Source organism: Anaerotruncus sp. DFI.9.16 (assembly GCF_024461615.1).
GTDB lineage: Bacteria > Bacillota > Clostridia > Oscillospirales > Ruminococcaceae > Anaerotruncus > Anaerotruncus massiliensis.
Genome location: NZ_JANFZX010000047.1, coordinates 1 through 22,894, shown reverse-complemented (window position 1 = coordinate 22,894; position 22,894 = coordinate 1). Strand labels below are relative to the sequence as shown.

Annotated in this window: 23 protein-coding genes and 1 other annotated feature; of the genes, 7 read left to right on the top strand and 16 right to left on the bottom strand. The window is 64.4% G+C overall.

Annotation, left to right across the window (positions count from 1 at the left end; all coding sequences use genetic code 11):
• Positions 1-78 precede the first annotated feature (78 nt).
• Positions 79-1,341: a competence/damage-inducible protein A gene (locus NE609_RS13590; protein ID WP_256152799.1), complete on the bottom strand. Its 1,263-nt coding sequence runs from the start codon at positions 1,339-1,341 to the stop codon at positions 79-81.
• Between the two features lie 202 nt (positions 1,342-1,543).
• On the opposite strand from NE609_RS13590, the gene NE609_RS13585 reads away from it, so the two are divergent.
• On the top strand, positions 1,544-2,695 hold the full coding sequence (locus NE609_RS13585; protein WP_121586730.1) for a DEAD/DEAH box helicase: 1,152 nt from the start codon (positions 1,544-1,546) through the stop codon (positions 2,693-2,695).
• Between the two features lie 78 nt (positions 2,696-2,773).
• Here NE609_RS13585 and NE609_RS13580 read toward each other — a convergent pair whose 3' ends face one another.
• The 3 genes from NE609_RS13580 to mscL form a co-directional block, all read right to left on the bottom strand.
• Entirely contained in the window at positions 2,774-3,382 is a 609-nt protein-coding gene (locus tag NE609_RS13580) for an HAD family phosphatase (RefSeq protein WP_256152798.1), read from the bottom strand.
• Positions 3,383-3,393: 11 nt separating this feature from the next.
• Positions 3,394-3,882: a prolyl-tRNA synthetase associated domain-containing protein gene (locus NE609_RS13575; RefSeq protein WP_121586728.1), complete on the bottom strand. Its 489-nt coding sequence runs from the start codon at positions 3,880-3,882 to the stop codon at positions 3,394-3,396.
• A 176-nt stretch (positions 3,883-4,058) separates the two neighbouring features.
• Positions 4,059-4,306, top strand: a binding site (T-box leader).
• Positions 4,307-4,421: 115 nt separating this feature from the next.
• Positions 4,422-4,847, bottom strand: a complete 426-nt coding sequence (gene mscL / locus NE609_RS13570; protein ID WP_256152797.1) for a large-conductance mechanosensitive channel protein MscL — start codon at positions 4,845-4,847, stop codon at positions 4,422-4,424.
• 120 nt (positions 4,848-4,967) lie between these two features.
• Here mscL and NE609_RS13565 point away from each other — a divergent pair, with 120 nt between their 5' ends.
• The 3 genes from NE609_RS13565 (at position 4,968) to NE609_RS13555 (ending at position 7,346) form a co-directional block, all read left to right on the top strand.
• Positions 4,968-5,714, top strand: a complete 747-nt coding sequence (locus tag NE609_RS13565) for a methionine ABC transporter ATP-binding protein (protein ID WP_256152796.1) — start codon at positions 4,968-4,970, stop codon at positions 5,712-5,714.
• A complete protein-coding gene (locus NE609_RS13560) occupies positions 5,711-6,379 on the top strand; it encodes a methionine ABC transporter permease (RefSeq protein WP_101552812.1) in 669 nt (222 codons plus the stop codon). The genes NE609_RS13565 and NE609_RS13560 overlap by 4 nt, the downstream gene beginning before the upstream one ends.
• A gap of 82 nt (positions 6,380-6,461) precedes the next feature.
• A complete protein-coding gene (locus tag NE609_RS13555) occupies positions 6,462-7,346 on the top strand; it encodes a MetQ/NlpA family ABC transporter substrate-binding protein (RefSeq protein WP_256152795.1) in 885 nt (294 codons plus the stop codon).
• A gap of 56 nt (positions 7,347-7,402) precedes the next feature.
• On the opposite strand, the gene NE609_RS13550 is transcribed toward NE609_RS13555, so the two are convergent.
• The 6 genes from NE609_RS13550 to spoVAC all read right to left on the bottom strand — a co-directional run bounded on the left by NE609_RS13550 (position 7,403) and on the right by spoVAC (position 12,388).
• Positions 7,403-7,867, bottom strand: coding sequence for a cupin domain-containing protein (locus tag NE609_RS13550; protein ID WP_256152794.1), 465 nt, complete (start codon positions 7,865-7,867; stop codon positions 7,403-7,405).
• A gap of 14 nt (positions 7,868-7,881) precedes the next feature.
• On the bottom strand, positions 7,882-9,057 hold the full coding sequence (locus NE609_RS13545; RefSeq protein WP_256152793.1) for a DUF6070 family protein: 1,176 nt from the start codon (positions 9,055-9,057) through the stop codon (positions 7,882-7,884).
• A gap of 83 nt (positions 9,058-9,140) precedes the next feature.
• Positions 9,141-10,391, bottom strand: a complete 1,251-nt coding sequence (locus tag NE609_RS13540; RefSeq protein WP_256152792.1) for a hypothetical protein — start codon at positions 10,389-10,391, stop codon at positions 9,141-9,143.
• A gap of 145 nt (positions 10,392-10,536) precedes the next feature.
• Positions 10,537-10,893: a stage V sporulation protein AE gene (gene spoVAE / locus NE609_RS13535; protein ID WP_101553288.1), complete on the bottom strand. Its 357-nt coding sequence runs from the start codon at positions 10,891-10,893 to the stop codon at positions 10,537-10,539.
• An 11-nt stretch (positions 10,894-10,904) separates the two neighbouring features.
• Positions 10,905-11,933, bottom strand: coding sequence for a stage V sporulation protein AD (gene spoVAD / locus NE609_RS13530; RefSeq protein WP_101552823.1), 1,029 nt, complete (start codon positions 11,931-11,933; stop codon positions 10,905-10,907).
• An 11-nt stretch (positions 11,934-11,944) separates the two neighbouring features.
• Positions 11,945-12,388, bottom strand: a complete 444-nt coding sequence (gene spoVAC, locus NE609_RS13525; protein ID WP_121586721.1) for a stage V sporulation protein AC — start codon at positions 12,386-12,388, stop codon at positions 11,945-11,947.
• Between the two features lie 154 nt (positions 12,389-12,542).
• Between spoVAC and NE609_RS13520 the strand changes: the two genes are divergently transcribed.
• Positions 12,543-13,820, top strand: a complete 1,278-nt coding sequence (locus NE609_RS13520) for an adenylosuccinate synthase (protein ID WP_256152791.1) — start codon at positions 12,543-12,545, stop codon at positions 13,818-13,820.
• A gap of 246 nt (positions 13,821-14,066) precedes the next feature.
• On the opposite strand, the gene NE609_RS13515 is transcribed toward NE609_RS13520, so the two are convergent.
• The 6 genes from NE609_RS13515 to NE609_RS13490 all read right to left on the bottom strand — a co-directional run bounded on the left by NE609_RS13515 (position 14,067) and on the right by NE609_RS13490 (position 22,184).
• Positions 14,067-16,400, bottom strand: a complete 2,334-nt coding sequence (locus NE609_RS13515; protein ID WP_256152790.1) for a glycogen/starch/alpha-glucan phosphorylase — start codon at positions 16,398-16,400, stop codon at positions 14,067-14,069.
• Positions 16,401-16,413: 13 nt separating this feature from the next.
• Positions 16,414-17,889, bottom strand: a complete 1,476-nt coding sequence (malQ, locus tag NE609_RS13510) for a 4-alpha-glucanotransferase (RefSeq protein WP_256152800.1) — start codon at positions 17,887-17,889, stop codon at positions 16,414-16,416.
• A 61-nt stretch (positions 17,890-17,950) separates the two neighbouring features.
• Positions 17,951-18,955, bottom strand: coding sequence for a LacI family DNA-binding transcriptional regulator (locus NE609_RS13505; protein ID WP_256152789.1), 1,005 nt, complete (start codon positions 18,953-18,955; stop codon positions 17,951-17,953).
• Positions 18,956-18,997: 42 nt separating this feature from the next.
• The gene (locus NE609_RS13500) at positions 18,998-19,855 is read right to left on the bottom strand and encodes a carbohydrate ABC transporter permease (protein WP_256152788.1); all 858 of its coding nucleotides are present in this window, start codon (positions 19,853-19,855) and stop codon (positions 18,998-19,000) included.
• The gene (locus NE609_RS13495; protein ID WP_101552836.1) at positions 19,855-20,700 is read right to left on the bottom strand and encodes a carbohydrate ABC transporter permease; all 846 of its coding nucleotides are present in this window, start codon (positions 20,698-20,700) and stop codon (positions 19,855-19,857) included. The genes NE609_RS13500 and NE609_RS13495 overlap by 1 nt, the downstream gene beginning before the upstream one ends.
• A gap of 89 nt (positions 20,701-20,789) precedes the next feature.
• On the bottom strand, positions 20,790-22,184 hold the full coding sequence (locus tag NE609_RS13490; protein ID WP_256152787.1) for an ABC transporter substrate-binding protein: 1,395 nt from the start codon (positions 22,182-22,184) through the stop codon (positions 20,790-20,792).
• A gap of 145 nt (positions 22,185-22,329) precedes the next feature.
• On the opposite strand from NE609_RS13490, the gene NE609_RS13485 reads away from it, so the two are divergent.
• Entirely contained in the window at positions 22,330-22,551 is a 222-nt protein-coding gene (locus tag NE609_RS13485) for a hypothetical protein (RefSeq protein ID WP_147437536.1), read from the top strand.
• 32 nt (positions 22,552-22,583) lie between these two features.
• Positions 22,584-22,844 (top strand): sporulation transcriptional regulator SpoIIID, encoded by a 261-nt coding sequence (locus tag NE609_RS13480; protein WP_101552840.1) that lies wholly within the window; start codon positions 22,584-22,586, stop codon positions 22,842-22,844.
• Positions 22,845-22,894 lie beyond the last annotated feature (50 nt).

Below are 22,894 nucleotides of genomic sequence, written 5' to 3'. Positions count from 1 at the left end.
CCCCCCCCCCCCCCCCCCCCCCCCCCCCCCCCCCCCCCCCCCCCCCCCCCCCCGGCCCCGTGTCCGCACGGCGTCCCGTTATTCCGGACGGCTCTGCGCCGCCCGGAGGATCTGCGCGAGCGCGTGGGAGGAGGCGAGGTAGCGGATGAACTCCCGCTCGCCGTAATCGAAGCCCCTGCCGAGGCGCAGCTCGACGACGTCGTTCAGCCATTCGCTGCTGATTCCGACATAGACGAGCCCGACCGGCTTTTCGTCGGTGCCGCCGTCCGGCCCGGCGACGCCGGTGGTCGAAACGCCGATGTCCGCGCCCGAGAGCCGGCGGACGCCGTCGGCCATCTCCCGCGCGGTCTGCGGGGAAACGGCGCCGTACCGCGCAAGCGTCGAGCCCTGCACGCCGAGCAGGCGCTCCTTGGCCCCGTTCGCGTAGGTGACCGCGCCGCAGCCGAACACCTCCGAGCTGCCCGGCACGTCGGTCAGCCGCTTGGCGATGTAGCCGCCCGTGCAGCTCTCCGCAGCGGCCGCCGTGAGCCCCGCGTCCTTGAGGGCGCGCACCGCGGCGGTCTGGAGGTTGTCGACGTCCACGCCGTAGATGTACTGCGGATACCGCTCCCTGAGGCTGGCGATGACCGGTTCCATCAGCCGCTCCGCCTCCGCCTCCGTCGGAGCCGAGGCGGTGACGCGCAGCATCACCTCGCCGTCCTTGGCGTAGGGGGCGAGGGTGGGATTTTTCATCGCCTGCATCTCGCCGCGCAGCTGGCTTTCAAGCGTGCTCTCGCCGATGCCGAAGAAGTAGATGCAGTGGGAGCGCAGCACATGGTCGGCGCGCTTCGCCAGATAGGGCAGCACCTGCCGCTCGAACATGGGGGTCATCTCGCGGGGCGGACCGGGCAGCATGATCGCCGTCTTGCCCTTCCCCTCGATGATCGCGCCCGGCGCGGTGCCGTTACGGTTTTCCAGCACGATGCAGCCGCGCGGCATCATCGCCTGCTTGAGGTTCGATTGGCACATCGGGCGCTTCATGCCGCCGAAATATGCCTCGATGGCGCGCGCCGACGGCTCGTGCATCTCGAGCGGCAGGCCGAACCAGTCGGCGATCGTCTCCTTGCTGAGGTCGTCGTAGGTGGGGCCGAGACCGCCCGTCGTGATGACGATGTCGTTGCGCGCGAACGCCTCGTCGAGCGCCTCGCGCAGGCGTTCGGGGTTGTCGCCGACCGCCGTGTGGCGGTAGACGTTGACCCCCAGCTCCGCCAGCCCCCGGGAGAGCACCTGGGAGTTGGTGTTGACGATGTTGCCGAGCAGGATCTCGGTCCCGATACAGAGAATTTCCGCCGATTCTGACATGCTTGCTATCTCCAATCCAATTGGTTTATACACAGCTATTATATCACAGTCCCCCCGGTATTTGCATCGGCTTTTCGGGAAAGCGCGCCGCAAAACCCCTCTTTTTGGCGCGCGGGCCGGGAAAAAAGGCCGCATCCCCTTTACTCATGCGGGTCCGTTATGATATAATAAAGCGGTTTATGATGAAGGAGCGTTATAAGGAATGGCACAATACAGTGATTTCAATCTTTCGGAAGAGACGTTGAAGGCGGTGGAGCGGATGGGCTTCACCGAGATGACCGAGATCCAGGAGAAGGCGATCCCGGTCATGATGGAGGGCAGGGAGATCATCGCCAAGGCCCCCACCGGCACGGGCAAGACCTGCGCCTTCGGCATCCCGATCATGGAGAAGATCGACCCCGAAAAGCCCGCGGTGCAGGCGATCGTCCTCTGCCCGACCCGCGAGCTCTCCACCCAGATCGTGGAGGAGCTGCGACAGCTCGCCTATTTCCGGCCCGACATCAAGGTGGTGGCCGTCTACGGCGGCCAGCCGATCGATAAACAGATCAACGCCCTCAAGCGGGGCGCGCAGATCGTCGTCGCCACGCCGGGGCGGATGCTCGACCACATGCACCGCCGCACGATCAACCTTACGCAGGTGAAGATCGCGGTGCTCGACGAGGCGGACGAGATGCTTGACATGGGCTTCTACCGGGACGTCTGCAAAATCCTCGACCGCCTGCCCAAGGAGCGCCAGATGGTGATGTTCTCCGCCACCATCTCCCGCGAGGTCATGGACATCGGCTGGCTCTACCAGCGGGACAACGTCGAGCTGACCGTCGAGCCGGTGCAGGACAGCCAGCCCAGGATCCGCCAATACATGCTCGAAACGGTGGGCCGCCAGAAGATGGCCGACCTCTGCTATATCCTGAAAGAAAACGACTACCACCGGGTCATGGTCTTCTGCAACACCAAGTACACGACCACCAGCATCAGCAACCTGCTGCGGGAGCGCGGCTTCAACGCCGACTGCCTCAACGGGGACATGCGCCAGTCGGAGCGCAACAAGATCATGGCCGACTTCCGCGCGGGCAAGATCGAAATTCTGGTCGCCACCGACGTGGCCGCGCGCGGCATCGACGTCGAGGACGTCGACGCGGTGGTCAACTACGAGATCCCGCTCGAAAACGAGTACTACACCCACCGCATCGGGCGCACCGGCCGCGCGAAGAAGGAGGGCGCCTCCTACATCTTCTACAGCCAGGACGACCTCAAGCGGCTGCGCAACATCATCCGCTACACCCGCTCGCAGGTGACCGAGCTCGAATTCGACGAGAACGGCGACCTGGTCGAAAAGGGCCTCTTCCAGCCGTAAGAACGATCGAAAGCCGCCCGGCGTTTCCAAAGGAAACGCCGGGCGGCTTTTTCTGTTTTCCGTTCCCGGGCGGTCCCGCTAGATATCCACGCCCGCCTCACGAAGCGCGCGCCGCAGCGCGTCGACGTCGCCGCCGTAGACGAACCCCGCCATGCCGGCGTCCTTCGCCGCGGCGATGTTGGCGGGCATGTCGTCGATAAAGAAGCACTCCGCCGCCGAAAGCCCGTACCGGGTGAGCAGCGTTTCGTAGATCGCGGGGTCCGGCTTCACCTGCCGCACGAAGGCGGAGACCACCTCCCCGTCGAAGCAGTCGCGGCAGGGGATCGCCTCCCGGTAGGCGGTGAACCGCGTTCCCGCGTTGGAGAGCAGGTAGACGCGGTAGCCCCTGCCCTTGAGCTCCCGCGCGAGCGCGTTCACCCCGGGGATGGGCGGGAAGTGCAGGTGCCACTCCCGGAAGAGGCGCGCCGTCCCCGGCCACAGCCGTTCGGGCAGGTCCCGGAGCACGCGGGCGATCGCCTCGTCCTCCTCCATCGCGCCCGCGTCGAGCGCGGTCCACTCCGCCCCGCCGAAGAGCCGCGCGCCCACCGCGCGGCAGTCCTCCTCATCGGAAAAGAACTCCCGCAGGAAGGAGTCCGGATCCCAGCGCATCAGGACGTTTCCCATGTCAAAGACGATGTTTCTGATCATATCCTTCTCCTTTACAGCGTCACCCAGCGGATCTCGTTCCCGTTTTCTTCCACCACCCGCAGGATGTCCGCGAGGGACAGCCACACGGTCGCCGTGTTGTCGTTCGGGTGCACACCGAGACGCGGGAACCGTTCGAGCCCCCGGTCGAAGACGACCTCCACCGCCGCGTCCGCGTCGTTGAGGACCCCGAGCGGCGTGACCTCCCCCTGTTTGAGGCCGAGGTGTTTTTCCAGCCGCTCGGCCGACGCGAAGCTCAGCTTGGAGCTTTCCAGCTGTTCGGCAAGCGCGCGCAGGTCGGCGCGCGCCTCCCCCGGCACCACCACGAGGAAGTGCCGCCTGCCCTTCGCGTCCCGCAGGAAGAGATTTTTGCAGACCTCCCCCTTCGCCGTGAGGCCGAGCGCATCCATCTCGCCGATCGTAAAGACCGCCGGGTGCTCGGTGACCTCATAGGAGACGCCCAGCTCCTCCAGCCGGGCGAACACCTTTTCACGTTCCGTCATGTCGTTTCCCCCTTTCAGGCTACCCTATTTATAGCACGGCGCGCCCCCGTCTGGCAAGCCGCCCGCGGGGAAATCCCGCCGTGCGGGGATTTGCGGCGGGAAAATTTTGCCGACCCCTTGACGAACGTCGAAAGAATGGGTATAATAGCATCTACAAAATGTTTTTATAAAAATTGTGAAAGACGCTGAAAAGAAGAGTAGGCCGCGAATGCTTCCACAGAGAGCCCCGTCAGGTGAAAGGGGGCGTGGCGGAAGCGGCTGAAGATGGTCTTGGAGTCTCGCGGGCGAAAGCTTTTAGTTCGCGACGGGTTCACCCGTTACAGTGACAGGCGGTCGGTATCGAGCCGGACGCCGGTGAGGCCTCCGCCGCAAGGCGGCGGCGAATCAAGGTGGTACCGCGAAAGCACGCGCTTTCGCCCTTGGACGGGATGTCCATGCGGCGGAGGCTTTTTTTATTGCTTTGCAATAAAAAAACCGTCCGGACCGTTCCCGCCAGGACGCCAAATCGCCCGCGGGCCGGGGTCCGCGGGCGGCGGAGATCATTTTTCCTCCCGCGCCTTGAGCAGATCGCGGATCTCGGTCAGCAGGACCACATCCGCCGGCGGTGCGGGCGGGGCCTTGGGCGCCTCCTCCTTTTTGCGGCGGAATTTGCCGAGCAGCCGGATCATCACGAAGACGGTGAAGGAAATGATCAGAAAGTTGATGATCTGGTTTAAGAAGCTGCCGTAGCGGATGGCCACCTCGGGGATCTCCCCGGAAGCGGGCGCCAGCACGACGCGCAGGTCGGAGAAGTTCACGCCGCCGATCAGCCAGCCCACGAACGGCATGATGACCTCCTGCACCAGCGAGTTGACGATCGCGGTGAAGGCGGTGCCGACGACGATGCCGACGGCCATGTCCGCGACGTTGCCGCGCGCGATGAACGCTTTGAAATCCTTCCAGAATCCCTGTTTTTCCTCTTTCATAAAAGCACTTCCTTTATCGGTTCCATATTGGGCGTTCCCCCGCAGAAAAGTGTAATCGGAATTCCCGCGGATGTCAACCAGTTTCGCCGGGCGGCGCGTTACAGTACAGGAGGGTTCTTTGTGATCCAGATCAGCCATCTCACCAAAATCTTCAACGACAAATCGGGCGAGGTCGTCGCGCTGCACGACGTCAACCTCGAAATCGGCCGGGGGGACATCTTCGGCATCATCGGCATGAGCGGCGCGGGCAAATCCACCCTGCTGCGCTGCCTTTCGACCCTCGAAAAGCCCACCTCGGGCGCGATCACCCTCGACGGGGTCGACCTGGCCACCCTCACGGGCAAGCAGCTCATCGACACCCGCCGCAAGATGGGGGTCGTCTTCCAGGGCTACAACCTGCTCATGCAGCGCACCGTGCGCCAGAACGTGGCCTTCCCGCTCGCGCTCGAGCGCGCCGACAGGGCCGGGGTGAACGCCCGCGTCGACGAGCTGCTCGAGCTGGTGGGCCTCTCGGAAAAGGCGGAGAGCTACCCCTCCCAGCTCTCGGGCGGGCAGAAGCAGCGGGTGGCGATCGCCCGCGCGCTGGCCACCAGCCCCGAGGTGCTGCTCTGCGACGAGCCGACCTCCGCGCTCGACTCCCTGACCACCAAGAACATCCTCGAGCTGCTGCACAACATCAACCGGAAGCTCAACGTCACGATCGTCATCATCACCCACGAGATCGCGGTGGTCAAGGCGATCTGCAACAAGGTCGCGGTCATCGACACCGCCGAGTTCGTCGAGTGGGGCGACACCGCCGAGATCTTCAAGAACCCCAGGAGCGACATGACCAGGCTCCTGCTGGGATACGAGGTGATGAAGAAATGATTGAGCTGCTGCAAAAATACGGCCCCCTGCTGTGGGAAAACACCTATATCACCCTGCTGATGGTGGCGGCGGCCACCCTCTTCGCCTACGTCTTCGGCCTGCCGATGGGGGTGCTCCTCAAGGTCACCGATCGCGGCGGCATCATGGAAAACCGCGCCTTCAACTCCGCGTTCGGCTGGATCGTCAACATCCTGCGCTCGCTCCCCTTCGTCATCCTCATGGTCGCCCTCATCCCCCTCACCCGCCTGATCGTCGGCAAGGCGATCGGCCCGGCGGCTGCCTGCGTGCCCCTCATCATCGCGGCGGCGCCCTTCGTGGCGCGGCTCGTGGAAAGCTCGCTCTCCGAGATCGACAACGGCGTCATCGAGGCCGCCAAGTGCATGGGCGCCACCAACTGGCAGATCATCACCCGCGTCATGATCCCCGAGGCGGTTCCCTCCCTCATCCGGGGGCTCTCGATCACCACCATCACGCTGATCGGCTACTCCGCCATGGCGGGCGCGGTCGGCGGCGGCGGGCTCGGCGATGTGGCGCTCCGCTACGGCTACCACCGCTACCAGGCGGACGTCATGATGATCACGATCGTCCTGCTCGTCATCATCGTCTGCATCATCCAAATTGTCTTCGACCACCTGGCCAGCCGGGTGGACAAGCGCAACCGTTAACTTTTGTGTGATCGACCGGGGTGCGGCCGCTCCCGGTATGATAGAAATCCCATTTTTTGCTGATTGAAAAGGAGAAATGAATATGAAAAAGCTCGCGAAACTGCTGGCGCTCCTGCTGGCGCTGACGCTCGCCTTCTCGCTCGCCGCGTGCGGCGGCGAACCCGCCCCCGCCGGGACCCCCTCGTCCGAAGCACCCGCCGAGGCCGCTCCCTCTGAGGACGCCGCCGAGCCCTCCGCCGAACTGGCCGTCCTCAAGGTCGGCGCTTCCCCGGCGCCCCACGCCGAGATCCTCGAGCAGGTGAAGCCGGCCCTCGCCGAGCAGGGCATCGACCTGCAGATCGTTGAGTTCACCGACTACGTCATGCCCAACAAGGCGCTCGACGCGGGCGACATCGACGCGAACTACTTCCAGCACTTCCCCTACCTTGAAAACTTCGACGCCGAGAACGGCACCGACCTCGTCTCCGCCGCGGCGATCCACTTTGAGCCGCTCGGCGTCTACCCCGGCAAAACCGCGTCCCTCGACGCGCTGGCCGACGGCGCGACGGTCGCCGTCCCGAACGACCCCACCAACGAGGCGCGCGCGCTGCTGCTGCTCGAGAAGCTCGGCTACATCAAGCTGACCGAGGGCGCCGGCCTTGAGGCCACCCCGCTCGACATCACCGAGAACACCAAGAACCTCAAGTTTCAGGAGCTCGAGGCCGCCCAGCTTCCGAACGTGCTGCCCGACGTCGACCTCGCGGTCATCAACGGCAACTACGCGGTGGGCGCCGGCATCGCCGACTCGGTGCTGACCACCGAGGACAAGGATTCCGAGGCCGCTCAGGAGTTCGCGAACATCATCGCCGTGCGCAACGGCGACGAAAGCCGCGACGACATCAAAAAGCTGGTCGCCGCCCTTGAGAGCGACGAGGTCGCCGCCTTCATCACCGAGAAGTACAGCGGCACCGTCATCCCCGTGTTCTAAGAAACCCCACAGAAAAGCCGCCCGGCGGGAAATCCCGCCGGGCGGCTCTTTTTTCGTCACGGCCCGTTCGGATCGGAGGACCAGTCGGCAAGCTCCTCCCCGCCACGGAACCAGCGGCGGGACCCGTCCGCCTTGACAAGGCGGACCCCCTCGTCGGGGTAGTCGCAGACGTCCGAATCCTCCACCGTGCCGACGTCGAGAATTTCAAGCTCCTCCGTCCCGGAGTTGAAGAACGCGTGGGCCAGCCCCATCCCCGCGGGCTTCGCAAAAAAGTCTCCCGCCTCGACCGGGACCGTCTCCCCGCCGAGCCGCAGCGTTCCGCTGCCGCGCAGCAGGAGGAAGAATTCCTCCTGCCGGGAATGGCTGTGGTACTTGGTGCTCCACCGGCCCGGCGGTACCCGGTCGACGTTGACGTAGAGCCTCCGGCCGCCCCCGGCCGCGCCGAGCAGCAGCGTGCGCAGCTCCCCCGCGCTGCGCAAGACGAATTCTTCCCCGAGATGGTTTACGTTTTGTAGCTGCATTTCTGTTCCTTTCCTCACTCCTCAGGCACCGGGCGGTGCCGGTTGGAGAGATACTCCCAGCCGCCGTCCGCGCGGTCGCGGACGGTCAGCTCGCAGCGTTCCCCCGTTTCGTAAAAGCCCATGCCGACAAAGTCGACCGCGAGCGTAAAGCTCCCGTCCGGGTTGTCGGTTTTGGAAACCACCTCCGGCACGCGGAAGTCGGTGCCGCCCCAGAAGCCCTGCCACGCGTACACCTGCCGCTGCGGGTCGTAGGCGGAGAGAAGGTGGAGCTGCTCCGCCGTCACGGGGAAATGGGCAGTCAGCGTTTCGTCCACCTCCTCCGCCGGCACCGCGTAGGGGTACTCGGTCCCCGGCGTGTAGGGCTCGGGATAGGCGTCCATGATCGTCCTGCCCGTCCGCGCCATCAAAAGGCCCTCGAAGGTCCACTCCCAGTGGATCGGCGACAGGTCGGTTTCATCCCAGTCGGCGGAGGTCACCCCGAACCGGGTATGGCACACCGGCAGGACGTATTTCCGGGCGAGCGCGCGGTTCTCCTCCCCGAGCGGCAGCACCCGGAAGCCCATCTGCGCATCGGGGTATTCCTCGAGTCTGTAGACGAGGTGCCCGCCCGGCTGGAGCTCGAACTGGTCGAGCGCCCGCGCGGGCTCGGAGGTGATCGGGGCGTCCGTCCCCATGCCGTATTCCCAGTAGGAGGACGTGAGGGCCATGGCCCCGCCCTCGCTGCGGAAGGTCTCCGCGTTCAGCATGGAGCCGATAAGCCGGTAGATGGTGAGCGTCCCGTCCCGCCCGGCTTCGGCGGCCTCGCAGAAGGAGACGGCCAGCTCCTCGTTTTCCATGTCGAAATCCTCGTATACCACCGGCACGCCGAGCGCCGCCGCCGCGTCCACCATCCCGCGGTACTGCCCGCCGGTCGGCTCGGCGTAGCCGTTGGGCGACTCCACCTGCGCCGCAATCGGCCGGATCGCGTCCCGCACCGCCCCGATCTCCGCCAAAAGCTCTTCCGCCGGCCCGTCGGACGGTTCCGCGGGTTCTGCGGGTTCCCCGCGCTCGGCGGGCTCCTCCGAAGCCGCCTCGCCGGATCCCACGCCGGGCGCCGGCTCCGTCTCCCGCGCCTCCCGGCCCGCGCAGCCCGCAAGCAGCGCCGCGCAGGCGAGCAGCCCGCACAGCAGCGCCAAAAATTTTTGTTTCATCAGGCGTCCCCCTTCTGCCTCTGATTCTACCACAACGGCGGCCGCATTGCCACCTCCCCGCCTGTCCCGCAGCGTCCGGGCGGTCAGGCGTCCTTCCCAAGCAGGGAAACAAAATAGAGCCTCTCGTTGCGGAGATTGCCGTCGTAGGGCTCCCGCTTCACGCGGACCCGATACCCGGGCAGCAGCCCGCGGCAGGCCTCCCTCGCCTCCTCCTCGGTCATCTCGACAAGTTTTTCCCCATCGTTATAGACATAGTCCGCCGCCCCCATCGTGTCCCAGTGCAGGAATACGACGTCGGCCTCGTAGAACCCCTCCCCGGCCTCATACGCCGTCACCACCGGAGTCGCCCCCGTCTTGACGAGGCCGCCCTCCAGCGTCGCCACGCCGAAATAGGGATGGAAGGGGTATCTCCCCGTGTCGCCCAGGTTTTCAAAATTGATCTCGCATTCCCAGCCGAAGAGGAGCTTGGCGGTCTGCGTGATGCGCTCCTTGGAAAAGCGGGTGGAACCTCCCGGGATCATCTCGAGAAACGGCGCGAATGCAAACGGGTAGATGTCCGGCGCGTTGGACACCGCCGCCCGGTAGACCACCTCGTCCGTCAGCTCGGGGATTCCCTTCTCCGGGTCCCGCTGTTCCCGCAGCACGATCTCCAAATAATTTTCGAGCCGCCCGGCCGTCTCGTCGATCCTCAGAAAGCCCCGGTCCCCCTCGGTCCAGTAATAATTTTTGAGGCTCTGGGCCAGCCCGGCCGGGTCCAACGCGTCGTTGGTCTCCCGGACGAGGGCGAAGTCCTCCCGCGTATAGGTCACGGGCAGGCCCCGCGCGTTCAAAACGGTCTCCTCCGTCCCGGGGTAACGAAACGCGTAGGGCGCACCCGTCAGCCGTTGGACCTGCGCGGCCAGCTCCGCCACACGCCGCCGGCAGAGCTCCGCCTCGTAGCCGGCGGCCGCCGCGGATTCGCCGGGTTCTCGCTGCGGGTCGTACGCCGCGGCGTAGACCTCCACCGCCCCGGGCAGGTAGGCTTCAAATCCATACTGCGCCTCCATCAGCGCCCCGGCCCGGTCGTCCGGCAGCAGCTCCCGCAGGGTTCGGTAGGCGTGGACCATCTCGCCGCGCCACGCGTCCGCCAGCCGGAGCCGCGCCGCGAGGAGTTCCGGTCCGTTATCCCCGTCCGCCCGGGGGACCGGGATCGCCGCGTCGATCGGGTTGTCCGTGGGGATCTCCCACGGGTCCGCCGCCGCGCCTTCCCCGGCGGCCGGGACGGTTTCAGCCGGGGCGGGCGCGCAGCATGCAAGCGCCAGCAGGCAGGCGATTAGGATTCCGATCCGTTTCATGTTCGTCCCTCCCATTCATCCGCGTGGATCCTCCGCCTCTATTCTATCTCCCTTCGGCGAAGAGCGCAACCCGTTTTCCGGCGCCGCGCGGACCCGGGACAAAAGCCGCAAAAAGGCGCGCCGCAAAATTTGCGGCGCGCCTTTGTCAGCCCTTGTCCTTGGGCTTGAAGATCAGTGCGACGATGAGCGAGAAGAAGAGCGCGGCGGTGATGCCCGCGGCGGCCGAGGTGAGGCCGCCGGTCAGCACGCCGAGCAGCCCGTCGGCCTGGATGGCCTTTTTGACGCCCTTGGCGAGCAGACTTCCGAAGCCGAGCAGCGGCACCGAGGCGCCCGCGCCCGCGAACTCGATCAGCTTGGGATAGAGTCCGATGCCGCCGAGCACCACGCCCGCGACCACATATCCGGTGAGGATGCGTGCGGGGGTCAGCTTGGTGTAATCGATGAAGATCTGGCCGATGGCGCAGAGGACGCCGCCCACCAGAAATGCCTTGAGCAGGGTCATGAACAGCTCCATTACACGCGCCCTCCCGTCTTTTTGGAGGAGAGGTAGACGAGGTGCGCGATCGACGCGATGCTCTCCCCCTGTTGCACGACAGTGGGGCTCATGAGCGCGCCCGTCGCGACAAACAGGATCTCGTTCAGGGTTCCCCTGCGGATGAGCGGCAGGATGTGTCCGCACATGACCGAAGCGCTGCATCCGCAGCCGCTCGCGCCCGCGTGCACGTCCTGCTTTTCAAGGTCGTAGAGCATCAGGCCGCAGTCGGTGTGGTGGTGCTCGAGGTCGTAGCCGTCCTTGAGCGTCAGCTCGCGCAGCAGGTCGGTGCCCACCTTGCCGAGGTCCCCCGTGATGATCAGGTCGTAGTTGGAGGGGTTGGTCCCCGTGTCCTCAAAGAAGTGCTTGAGGGTCATGGCGGCGGCGGGAGCCATGGCCGCGCCCATGTTGTTCGCGTCGGTGATGCCGAGGTCCTCGATCGTGCCGATCGTCACGGCCCGGACGAACGGCCCGACCTCGCCCTTTTCCAGGACGGCGGCGCCGGCGGCGGTCGCCGTCCACTGGGCGGTGGGGGTGCGCTGGCCGCCGTATTCGAGCGGCAGGCGGAACTGCCGTTCCGCCGAGCAGAAGTGGGACGAGGTGCAGGCGACCGCCCGCGTGACCGCGCCCGCCTCGAGGAAGACGGAGGAGACGGCGAGGCTTTCGGCCATCGTCGAGCAGGCGCCGAACAGTCCGATGAAGGGCATGCCCAGCGCGCGGATGCCGTAGGTGGAGCCGACGCACTGATTGAGCAGGTCGCCCGCGAAGATGCAGTCGATGTCCGCCGAGGAGAGCTGCGCCTTTTCAAGCGCCTTGTTGATCGCCGTCTCCTGCATGCGGCTCTCCGCCTTTTCCCACGTCTTCTCCCCGAAATAGCTGTCCTCGTTGATCACGTCGAACGCCTGCGCGAGCGGGCCCTCGGACTCCTTCTTGGAGCCGACGGCCGCCGACTCCCGCACGCCCGGCGGATCGTCGAAGACCACCGTGTATTTTCCCTTGCGTTTAGCCATGTGACACCCTCCTAATATAACCTGAACAGGTAGATGATCAGGCCGTAAACGACGCTTGCCGCGGTGCCGTATACGATGACCGGGCCCGCGATGATGAACATCTTGGCGCCCAGCCCCAGCACGAGGCCCTCGCTTTTGAATTCGAGCGCCGGCGAGGCGACCGAGTTCGCAAAGCCGGTGATCGGCACGAGGGTGCCCGCGCCGGCATATTTGGCGATGTTGTCATATACGCCGAAGCCAGAGAGCAGCACCGCCAAAAACACCAGCGTCACCGACGCGGCGGTCGAGGCGACCTCCTGTTCCAGTCCCGCATATTGGTAAAGCTCGATGCAGACCTGCCCCAGCGTGCAGATCAGCCCGCCGATTAAAAACGCCAGGAGACAGTTTTTGGGAAAGGGCGAGCCGGGGGAAGCCTTTTTCGCCATCCTGCCGTATTCTTCGGGCGTCATTTTCATGATAAAATCCCTCATTTCACAAAGAATCTCGCAGTTAGCTTTTGCACCAAACAAAATTTTATGCGGCAATTGCATTTCCGCGCGAAATTTGCTATACTAACCAGTGGTCTAACAGAATCCTTTTTCTGGAAAATATTAGGATGGGGGCTTTTCGATGCCAGCTAGAGTGGTTGTCGGCGTCCAGTGGGGCGACGAGGGCAAGGGAAAAATTATCGATATTCTCGCCTCGCGCGCCGATGTCGTGGTGCGCTCGCAGGGGGGCAACAACGCCGGGCATACGGTGGAGAACGGCGGCGAGGTCTATAAATTGCAGCTCATCCCCTCGGGCATCCTCTATCCGGATACCCTCTGCCTGCTGGGCAGCGGCGTGGTCATCAACCCCAAGGGCATCCTCGGGGAGATCGACGGGCTGGAGGCGCGCGGCGTCTCCTGCAAAAACCTGCGCATCGACCCGCGCGCCCACGTCATCATGCCCTGGCACCTGCTGCTCGACGGGCTCAGCGAGCAGATGCGCGGCAATGCGATGATCGGCACCACCAACAAGGGCATCGGCCCCTGCTATATGGACAAGGCGGAGCGTTCGGGAATCCGCATCTACGACCTCGTGCACCCGGAGGTGTTCGCGGAAAAGGCGCGGCTCGCGGGCGAAATCAAAAATCGCCTGCTTACCGACTTCTACCGCGCCGAACCGCTCGACCTCGACGCGGTCATCGAGGAGTATACCGCTTACGGCGACCGTCTGCGGCAGTATGTCGCGGACGTGTCGGTGCTCGCCTACAACGCGGTCCGGGAAAACAAGGAGGTGCTCTTCGAGGGCGCGCAGGGCACCCTGCTCGACATCGATTTCGGCACCTACCCCTTTGTCACCAGCTCCCACCCCGTCTCGGGGGGCGTCTGCGTCGGCAGCGGCGTCGGCCCCACCCTCATCGACGAGGTTGTCGGCGCGGCCAAGGCGTACACCACCCGCGTGGGCGCGGGTCCCTTCCCCACCGAGCTGCTCGACGCGACCGGCGACGAGCTGCGCAACCGCGGCCACGAGTTCGGCACCGTCACCGGACGGCCCCGCCGCTGCGGCTGGTTCGACGCGGTCATCATGCGCCATTCGGTCCGCGTCAACGGCCTGACCGCGCTCGCCATCAACAAGATCGACACCCTCTCGGGCATGGGGCCGCTCAAGGTCTGCACCGCCTACAGAAAGGCGGACGGCACCGTCATCCGCGACTTCCCGCCCACGATCGACGAGCTCGCCGAGTGCCTGCCCGTCTACGAGGAGCTCGAGGGCTTTGACGGCGACCTCTCCGGCTGCCGCTCCTTCGACGAGCTGCCCGCCTCCTGCAAGCGCTACATCGCCGAGCTCGAGCGCCTGTGCGAATGCCCCATCAAGATGGTGGGCGTCGGCCCCGCCCGCTCGCAGAACCTCGAGAGGGCGTAAAAAAAGAAAGGCCGCCCGCAAGGGCGGCTTTCTTTGCCGCTTTTGAAAAAGCGGCGCAAAACGTTTGATGCAGGCGAAGCGCCGTCCATCGGCGCAGACGCCTCTCGTGAGGCGGGGCCACGGGACGCGGCCGCGGGAGGAATCCGCGGAGGGCCTGAACCAAAAGTTCTTTGACCGCTTTCTTTCAAGAAAGCGGAAAGAAAGCCGCCCTTGCGGGCGGCCTTTTCTTTTCCGTCTCCCCCGAACTCAAACGCCCCAAATCTCCCGCGCGTATTCGCGGATGGTGCGGTCGGAGGAGAATTTGCCGGCGTTGGCGGTGTTGAGGAGGCATTTGCGGGCGAAGGCAGCGCGGTCGCGGTAGGCGCGGTTGACGCGCAGCTTGGCGTCGCAGTAGGATTCAAAGTCGAGCAGCAGGTAATACTGATCGGGGCGGTGCCAGCTCGCGCCGGTCATGAGCGAATCGTAGAGCTCGCGGAACATGCCGGTGCCGCCGTCCGAGAAGGTGCCGTCCACGAGGGTGTCCACCACCCGCCTGATGCGGGGGTTGTCGCGGCAGAGCGCCTTCGGGTCGTAGGTGGACGCGGCGGAAGCGATCTCATCGACGGTCGCGCCGAAGATGAAATTGTTTTCCGCGCCCGCCTGCTCGACGATCTCGATGTTCGCGCCGTCGAGGGTGCCGAGGGTGACGGCGCCGTTCAGCATGAACTTCATGTTGCTGGTGCCGCTCGCCTCGGTGCCGGCGGTGGAGATCTGCTCGGAGACGTCTGCGGCGGGGATGAGCTTTTCGGCGTAGGAGACGTCGTAGTTCTGCACAAAGACCACCTGCATGCGGCCCTTCATGTCCGGGTCGCCGTTCACCCGCTTCGCGATCTCGTTCAGATACTTGATGATCCCCTTGGCGCGGTAGTAGCCGGGCGCGGCCTTTGCGCCGAAGAGGAAGACGGTCGGATAGAAATCGGTGAGCCGCCCGTCCTTGAGGGCGAAGTAGATGTCCAGGATGGAGAACGCGTTGAGGAGCTGGCGCTTATACTCGTGCAGCCGCTTGACCTGGATGTCGAAGAGGAAATCCGGGTTCAGCTCCACCCCCTCGCGCGCCTTCACATATGCGGCGAGCTGGCATTTTTTCTCCCGCTTGATCGCGAGGAACCGCTCGCGGGCGCGCTCGTCGTCCGCATAGGGTGCGAGCTTTTTGAGCTCGTCGAGCTCGGTGATCCAGCCGTCCCCGATCCGCTCGGTGATGAAGCCGGACAGCTCGGGGTTGCAGAGCGCGAGCCAGCGGCGCTGGGTGATGCCGTTCGTCTTGTTGTTGAACCGCTCGGGCCAGACATCGTACCACTCCCGAAGCGCCGTCTCCTTCAAAATCTCGGTGTGGATGCGCGCGACGCCGTTGGTCGAATGGGCGGCGAAGATCGCCATGCGGGCCATGTGGATCCGGCCGTCGTCGACGAGGTAGTAGGGGATCTGGTCCGCGCCGTTGATCCCCTTGTTGTGGAGGGCCTGCTTGAGGCCGTTTTGCAGCATGACGACATAGGGGTAGACCTCGGGGATGACCGAGAGGAAAAGCCCCACGTCCCATTTTTCGAGCGCCTCGGCCATGATCGTGTGGTTGGTGTAGGCGAAGACCCTCTGCGCGATGGAGAACGCCTCGTCGTAGCAGAGGCCGTGCTCCTCCATCAGCAGGCGGAGCAGCTCGGGGATCGATACGGTGGGGTGGGTGTCGTTGAGCTGGACGGCGTATTCGTCCGCGAAGGCGGAGAAATCCTCCCCGTGCCGCCCGAGATACTCCCGCAGGATGCTCTGGAGCGACGCGGAGGAGAAGAAATACTGCTGTTTTAAGCGCAGGCGCTTGCCCGCGTCGGTGTCGTCGTTGGGATAGAGGACGTAGGAGATCTCCTCGGCGCGGTTTTTTTCGGCGACCGCGCGGTCGTACTCCTGGCGGTTGAAGAGGTCGAAATCGAAGGCGGAGAGGGGTTCCGACTGCCAGAGGCGCAGGGTGTTGATCGTCTTTCCGCCGTAGCCGATCACCGGCATGTCGTAGGGCACGGCGCGCACCGTCTGGTCGGCGAAGCGCACCTCGACCGCGTCCTCCTCCCGGCGCACGCTCCACGGGTCGCCGAAGCGCAGCCAGTCGTCGGCGCGCTCCCGCTGGAAGCCGTCCTCGAAGTACTGGCGGAAGAGCCCGTAGCGGTAGCGGATGCCGTAGCCGTCGAGCGGGATGCCGTGGGTCGCGGCGGAGTCGAGGAAGCAGGCCGCGAGCCTGCCCAGTCCGCCGTTGCCGAGCGCGTCGTCCTCGATCTGCTCGAAGTCCGCCACGCTCCTGCCGTGCGCCTTCAGATAGCGGTCCGCTTCTTCGAGCAGGCCGAGGTTCATGAGGTTGCTGTTCACCAGCCGCCCCATCAGAAACTCGGCCGAAAAATAGCAGGCGCGCTTTTTGCCCGCAGGCTTTTTCCAGCCGTCGCGCAGGGAATCCATCGCGGCCTGCGACACCGCCGTGTAAAGCTGCTTCGCGTCCGCCCCGTCCGGCGTCACGCCGAAGTCGAGCCGCAGAAGCTCGCCGATCTTTTCTTCAAAACGGTCCATACGGTTCCTCCTGTTATCGCCCGTAGAGCTCGGCGAGCTCCCGGAGTTTGCGCGCGGTCCCGGACGTGAGCTGTCCCTCGGCGAGCCGCCAGCGCCAGTTTTCCCCGATCGTCGAGGGGGTGTTCATGCGGGCCTCGTTGCCGAGCCCGAGCAGGTCCTGCATCTGGAAGACGGCGGTGTCCGCGCTGCTTGCGTAGCCCGCGCGGATGAGCGCCCACGGGATCTCCCGGCTGGTGCGCACGCCCAGGTAGGCGCGCGCGAACCGCAGCACCCTGCGCGGCTGGTGGGCGAAAAAGCCCGCCAGCGTCTCGTTGTCGTGGGTGCCGCCGTAGACGACGACGTTTTTGTCGTAATGGCAGGGGAGGTATTCGTTGTCCGGGCTGGAATCGAACCCGAACTGCATGAGCTTCATGCCGGGGTAGCCGCTCCGTTTGAGCATGCGGCCGACCTCGGGGATGACGATGCCCAGGTCCTCGGCGATGACCCGCTTGCCCCCCATGACGCTGGAGATCGCCGCGATGAGCCCCTCGCCCGGTCCGTCGACCCACACGCCGTTTTTGGCGGTGTCGTCCCCGGCGGGGATCGAATAATAGTGTGCGATGCCCACGAAGTGGTCGATGCGCACGACGTCGTAGAGCTCGGAGGAGAACTTCATCCGCAGCTTCCACCAGGCGTAGTCCTCCCGCGCCATCCGCTCCCAGTCGTAGAGCGGGTTGCCCCACAGCTGGCCGTCGGAGGAAAACATGTCGGGCGGCACTCCCGCCACCCTGCTGGGGCGGCGCTGCCCGTCGAGCTGGAACTGCTCGGGATGCGCCCACACGTCGGCGCTGTCGAGGGCGACATAGATGGGGATGTCCCCTATGATCTCGACGCCGAGCCCGTTGGCGTAGGATTTGAGCGCCCGCCACTGCTCGAAGAACTTGAACTGGCAGAACTTCCAGAAGTCGATTTCCTCCGCGAGCTCCCGCGCGCAGCGCGCGAGGGCCTCCGGCTCCCGCATGCGGATCTCCTCCGGCCACCGGAGCCACTCGTGCCCGCCGAAATGCATCTTGACCGCCATATAGAGGCTGTAGTCCTCCAGCCAGACGGCGTTTTCCGCGCAGAACGCCCGGTAGGCGGGGGTATCCGCGTGGCGGCTGCGCCGAAAGGCGGCGTGCAGCACGGTGAAGCGGTGCCTGTAGATCCTGGCGTAGTCGACCGCTGCGGGGTCGTCCCCCCAGCCGCAGGCGGAGATCTCCGTCCCGGTCAGCAGCCCCTCCCGCTCGAGCAGGTCGAGGTCGATGAAATAGGGGTTGCCCGCGAAGGCGGAAAAGCTCTGGTAGGGGCTGTCGCCATAGCTGGTCGGCCCGAGCGGCAGCACCTGCCAGTAGCGCTGGCCGGCGTCGCGCAGAAAGTCGACGAACGCGTATGCCGCGCGGCCGAAGGTGCCGATCCCGTATGGGGAGGGCAGGCTCGTCACCGGCAGCAGGACGCCCGCGCCGCGGCGCATGGGCTTTTGTTTTCGGATGTTCAATCGTTCCGCCTCCGTTTGGTGGATTGCTTTCGCCCGGTCAGAGCGTCCGGACGCTCTCCCCCTCGATGAGCTCGAAGGGGGCGGTCTCGTGGACGGCGTCGCCGCCGTTCTCGATGCTGTTGATGAGGATCTCCACGCCGCGCACCGCCAGCCGCTCCTGCGACTGCTTGACGGTGGCGAGCTTGGGATTGTAGTATTCCGCCAGCTCCACGCCGTCGAACCCGACGACCGAAAGGTCGCGCGGGACCTCGAGCCCCCGGTCGCGGAGGGCGCGGACGGCGCCCACGGCCATCACGTCGCTCATCGCGAAGACGGCGGTGAGCCCGGGCGCCCGGTCGAGCAGCCGGCCCATCGCGCGGTAGGCGCTCGCGTAGGCGAAGCGCGCCTTCTCGTACTGCTTTTCCGGCTCAAAGGAGACCCCGCGCGCCGCGAAGCTGCGCAGGCACCCCTCGAGGCGGAGCTGGCTCGTATAGGAGCGCCCGACGTCTCCGCCGATCACGCCGATCCTCGTGTGCCCGCGGTCGATCAGGTAATCGACCGCGCGGCCCGCCGCGGCCGCGTCGTCGGTCGACACGCTCGACAGGTTCGGAAAGCCGAGCGCCCCGCCCGGGTTGGTGACAAGCACGCTGGGGACGCGGATGCGGCTGAAGTTCTCGCGGAAATAGGAGAGGTTCCCGCCGAGGAAAAGGAGCCCCAGGGGCTTCTGCTCCCGGCAGAGGAGCAGCGCGTGGCGCACCTCGTCCGAATCCTCGTCGAGGTAGTAGACCACGTCGGTGTAGCCCGCGGATTTGATGAGGTCCTGCATCCGCTCGACGATGGGGGCGAAGAGCATGTTGGAGGTGCCCTTCACGACAATCGCGATGCTCTTGGTGGCCGTCTGCTTGAGGTGCTTGGCGTTGTTGTTGGGGATAAAGCCATGCGCGTCGATGACCGCCTGGATGCGCGCCTTGGTTTCGGCGCTGACGTCGGGGTGGTCGTTGAGCGCGCGGGAGACGGTGCTTACCGCGTACCCCGATTCCCTGGCAATGTCCTTGATCGTCACGTCGCCGGCCTCCCTTCACACGTCGTTTCGCTGATTCCTATTCTACCCCTTTACCGCGCCCGCGACAACGCCCTTGATGATATATTTTTGGCAGATGAGATAGAAGATGATGATTGGGATGATCGACAGCACGAGCACCGCCATCAGCGCGCCCATGTCGCGGGAGCCGTAGCCCCCCTGCAGATACTGGACCGCGATGGGGATGGTGCGGTACTTGTTGCCGATGACGAGGTAGGGCAGCAGGTAGTCGTTCCAGATCCACATGGCGTTGAGGATCGCGACGGTGATCGCGGTGGGCCGGAGGATGGGGAAGACCACGAGGAAAAAGGTCTGGATGGGGTTGCAGCCGTCGATCATCGCGGCCTCCTCGATTTCGAGCGGGATCGATTTGACGAAGCCGCTGAACATGAAGACCGACAGCCCCGCGCCGAAGCCGAGGTAGATGACGATGATGCCCACGGGGTTATCGAGGTGGAGCATGTTGGCGACCTTGGACATCGGGAACATGACCATCTGGAAGGGGACGATCATGCTGAAGACGAAGAGGTAATAGAGCGCGCTGGAAAACTTCCCCTTCGAGCGGATGATGTACCAGGCGGTCATCGCGGTGAAGAGGATGATCGCCCCCACCGAAAAGACGGTAATGAAGAGGGAGTAGCCGAACGCCGAGAGGAAGCCCGCCTTCTCGATGCCGCTCAGGTAGTTTTTGAATCCCACAAAAGTGGCTGGGCCGTCAGCGGTCTCGGTGAGGGTCGGGAGCTTGAAGGGCGCGTCGGAGATGAAGAACTGCCCCTTGAAGGAGTTCATCAGCACGACCAGGATGGGCGCGAGCACCAGCAGCGCGAGGATGAGCAGCAGGATGAAGATGGCCGCGTTTGCGAACCTGCGTTTGACTGCCATCAGTTCTCGACCTCCTTCCGGCGGGTGAGCATGAGCTGGGTAAAGGCGATCACGCCGACGACGATGAAGAAGACGGTCGCCTTGGCCTGGCCGACCCCCTCGAAGCCGACGCGCCCGTAAAAGGTGTTATAGATGTCGAGCGCGAGCATCTGGGTCTCCTTGGCCGGCGCGCCGCCGGTGAGGGCGAAGTTCTGGTCAAAGAGCTTGAAGGAGTTGGTGAGGGTGAGGAAGGTGCAGATGGTGATCGAGGGCATCACGTTGGGGATCGTGACGTGGATGAGCGACTGCCAGCCCGACGCGCCGTCGATGGCCGCCGCCTCGGTGAGCTCGCCCGAAATGTTCTGGATGCCCGCGATGTAGATGACCATCATATAGCCCACAAGCTGCCAGTTCATCAGCACGACCAGCCCCCAGAAGCCGTATTTGGCCGAGAAGGTGATGTCCACCCCGAAGCGGAGCAGAAAGCCGTTGATGATGATCTGCCAGATATAGCCGAGCACGATGCCGCCGATGAGGTTGGGCATGAAAAAGACGGTGCGGAAGAGGTTGGTGCCCTTCATCGCGCGGGTGAGCAGCATGGCGAGCGCGAAGGAGAGCAGGTTGATGGTGATCACCGAAACGACGGTGAATTTCACGGTGAACCACAGGGCGTTGAGGAAGTCTCTGCTGCCGGTAAACGCCTTGACGTAGTTGGCAAGCCCCACCCACTGGGTGTTGGTCACCGTTGTGAACTCGGTAAACGAGAGGTAGACGCCCATCACGAACGGGATGAGAAACGAGATGGCGAACGCGATGAACGTCGGCAGCGCGAAGAAGGCGAAATACTTTCTCAGCGTTTTTGACATGACATCCCCTCCTGTCGGATAACAAATGCCGTCCCGCACCGCGGGGTGCGGGACGGCGGGAAGATCAGCGGATGGGACAGCGCCCGCTGTTACAGGTTGCTTTCAGCCTTCCACTCGTCGACGACCAGCGTCTTGACGTCGTCCCACGTCTTGGTGCCCTGCGCGTACTGGAGCAGCGCGGCGCCGAAGTCGTCCTTGAAGGTCTGGCTCGGGAAGACGAGGAACGCGCTCCACGGCACGGAGGAGACGCCCTCCTTGCTCATCCAGGCGCTGACTTCCCTGGCGAGCGGGTCGGTCGGGCGCTCATCCTCGGCAAAGGTGTCGAACGGGGCGATGAAGCCGAGCTTGTTGGTGACGAAATCCTTGCCCGTGTCGGAGGAATAGAGCCAGTAGATAAAGTCGGCGGCCAGCTTTTGCTTTTCGGCGGGAGCCTGGCTGTTGATCGCGAAGAAGTTCTCGGTGCCGACGCAGATTCCCTGGGACTCCTCGCCGTCCACGCCGATGTAGATCGGCAGGAACTTGATATCCTCCTCCTTGACGGTGTTGCCCTCGACCTCTGCGATCTGGCTCCACGCCCAGTTGCCGTTCTGGACCATCGCGCACTGTCCGAGCGCGAATTCCGCCATCGAGTCGGCGACCTGCTTGCTGCCGAGCAGCTTAGGATCGACGGTCGAGTTGTTCAGATAGAGGTCGAAGATGTTCTTGTAGTTGTCGCTGTACTGGAAGGTGATCTCCTTGGTGGCGTCGGTCGAGAGGTCGACGTTGTTGGCCTCGAACTCATAGTGGATCGGCAGGTTGGCCAGGTGGGTCTGCCAGCGCCAGTCCTCGCCGGGCTTGAGGGAGGTGGAGGCGAAGACGCCCTTGATGCCGAGCTGGTCCTTCTTGGCGGTCATGTCCTCGACGACCTCCTTGAGCTTCTGGAAGCCGCGGATCTCATCCATCGACTTGGCCTTCGCGCCGTCGAGGGCGAAATACTTCTCCATGATCGCGTTGTTGTAGATGATGCCGTAGCCCTCGACCACGTAGGGGATGCCGACAACTTTGTCGCCGTCGGTGATGGCCAGGCCCTTGTCGGTCAGGTGCTGGTAGAGCTCGGTGCCCGAGAGGTCGGCGCAGTAGTCCTTCCAGTTGGCGTAGCCCTTGGGGCCGTTGATCTGGAAGAGGACGGGGGCGTCCGCCTTGGCGATCTCGGATTTGAGGGTCTGCTCGTAGGTGCCCGACGCGGCGGTCACGACGTGCAGCTTGACGCCCGTCTCCGCCTCGTAGGCCGCGGCGATCTCGTCATAGACCGGGGCGATCTCGGGCTTGAAGTTGAGGTAGTAGAGCTCGCCGCCCGCGGCAGGCTGAGTGGCCTGGTCGCCCGAGGTCGTGCCGCTGGGGTCGGCCGCGGGGGTGCTCGGCGTGCCGGTGTCGCCGGTCGAGCCGCAGGCCGCCAGCGTGGCGAGCATCGCAATCGCAAGGATCAGTGCCAATAATTTTTTCATTCTGGTTTCCTCCTGTTATCGGTTGTGTGTACGGATCAAACCATAGGCTGCAAATGTTTGCTGAAACGTTTCCGGTAACGCTACCGGAAACGTTTCCAGTTGACGCTTTCAATATATCCTCTCTGGAAAAAAAGTGCAAGAGCATTTGCTGAAAAATAGCAGGATACCTAAACATATCCGGCCCCTTTTAGGTGACGTGCACAATTTCCCCGCCGGCCGCGCGCGTCAGCGCGGCGCCTGTGGATTATTTTACGCCATGCCGAAGGAATTATTGATCGAAAAGCAAATTTTCATGCAGCCTGCCCCGGAAAAACGCGGCTTTTTCGCCGCGCGCCCGCGTTCTTTTACAAAATACAGCCGCATATAGATTAGTAGACAGAACGCAGGGGAGGTTTCGCTTTGAAAGGTTTGCCGGAGGAGCGCGCGATCACGTTCGCCCACTATATCATTGACAACAATACCACCGTACGGGCTACCGCCAAGGAATTTCATATATCGAAATCGACGGTACATAAGGACGTAACCGACCGGCTCAAAAAGATCAACCCGCTGGTATACGCGCAGGTCAAGGAGGTGCTCGACCGCAACAAGTCGGAGCGCCACATCCGCGGCGGCATCGCCACCCGGGAGAAATACGCGCGCCTCAAAACCCACGCCTGATCAAACGCAAACGAAAGGCCCGCCGCGGATGCAGCTGCATCCGCGGCGGG

Bases quoted from the DNA above. Each gene is read 5' to 3' on its own strand.
- NE609_RS13590 (WP_256152799.1), bottom strand. From the start codon at position 1,341: ATGTCAGAATCGGCGGAAATTCTCTGTATCGGGACCGAGATCCTGCTC.
- NE609_RS13585 (WP_121586730.1), top strand. From the start codon at position 1,544: ATGGCACAATACAGTGATTTCAATCTTTCGGAAGAGACGTTGAAGGCG.
- NE609_RS13580 (WP_256152798.1), bottom strand. From the start codon at position 3,382: ATGATCAGAAACATCGTCTTTGACATGGGAAACGTCCTGATGCGCTGG.
- NE609_RS13575 (WP_121586728.1), bottom strand. From the start codon at position 3,882: ATGACGGAACGTGAAAAGGTGTTCGCCCGGCTGGAGGAGCTGGGCGTC.
- mscL (WP_256152797.1), bottom strand. From the start codon at position 4,847: ATGAAAGAGGAAAAACAGGGATTCTGGAAGGATTTCAAAGCGTTCATC.
- NE609_RS13560 (WP_101552812.1), top strand. From the start codon at position 5,711: ATGATTGAGCTGCTGCAAAAATACGGCCCCCTGCTGTGGGAAAACACC.
- NE609_RS13555 (WP_256152795.1), top strand. From the start codon at position 6,462: ATGAAAAAGCTCGCGAAACTGCTGGCGCTCCTGCTGGCGCTGACGCTC.
- NE609_RS13550 (WP_256152794.1), bottom strand. From the start codon at position 7,867: ATGCAGCTACAAAACGTAAACCATCTCGGGGAAGAATTCGTCTTGCGC.
- NE609_RS13545 (WP_256152793.1), bottom strand. From the start codon at position 9,057: ATGAAACAAAAATTTTTGGCGCTGCTGTGCGGGCTGCTCGCCTGCGCG.
- NE609_RS13540 (WP_256152792.1), bottom strand. From the start codon at position 10,391: ATGAAACGGATCGGAATCCTAATCGCCTGCCTGCTGGCGCTTGCATGC.
- spoVAE (WP_101553288.1), bottom strand. From the start codon at position 10,893: ATGACCCTGCTCAAGGCATTTCTGGTGGGCGGCGTCCTCTGCGCCATC.
- spoVAD (WP_101552823.1), bottom strand. From the start codon at position 11,933: ATGGCTAAACGCAAGGGAAAATACACGGTGGTCTTCGACGATCCGCCG.
- spoVAC (WP_121586721.1), bottom strand. From the start codon at position 12,388: ATGAAAATGACGCCCGAAGAATACGGCAGGATGGCGAAAAAGGCTTCC.
- NE609_RS13520 (WP_256152791.1), top strand. From the start codon at position 12,543: ATGCCAGCTAGAGTGGTTGTCGGCGTCCAGTGGGGCGACGAGGGCAAG.
- NE609_RS13515 (WP_256152790.1), bottom strand. From the start codon at position 16,400: ATGGACCGTTTTGAAGAAAAGATCGGCGAGCTTCTGCGGCTCGACTTC.
- malQ (WP_256152800.1), bottom strand. From the start codon at position 17,889: ATGCGCCGCGGCGCGGGCGTCCTGCTGCCGGTGACGAGCCTGCCCTCC.
- NE609_RS13500 (WP_256152788.1), bottom strand. From the start codon at position 19,855: ATGGCAGTCAAACGCAGGTTCGCAAACGCGGCCATCTTCATCCTGCTG.
- NE609_RS13495 (WP_101552836.1), bottom strand. From the start codon at position 20,700: ATGTCAAAAACGCTGAGAAAGTATTTCGCCTTCTTCGCGCTGCCGACG.
- NE609_RS13490 (WP_256152787.1), bottom strand. From the start codon at position 22,184: ATGAAAAAATTATTGGCACTGATCCTTGCGATTGCGATGCTCGCCACG.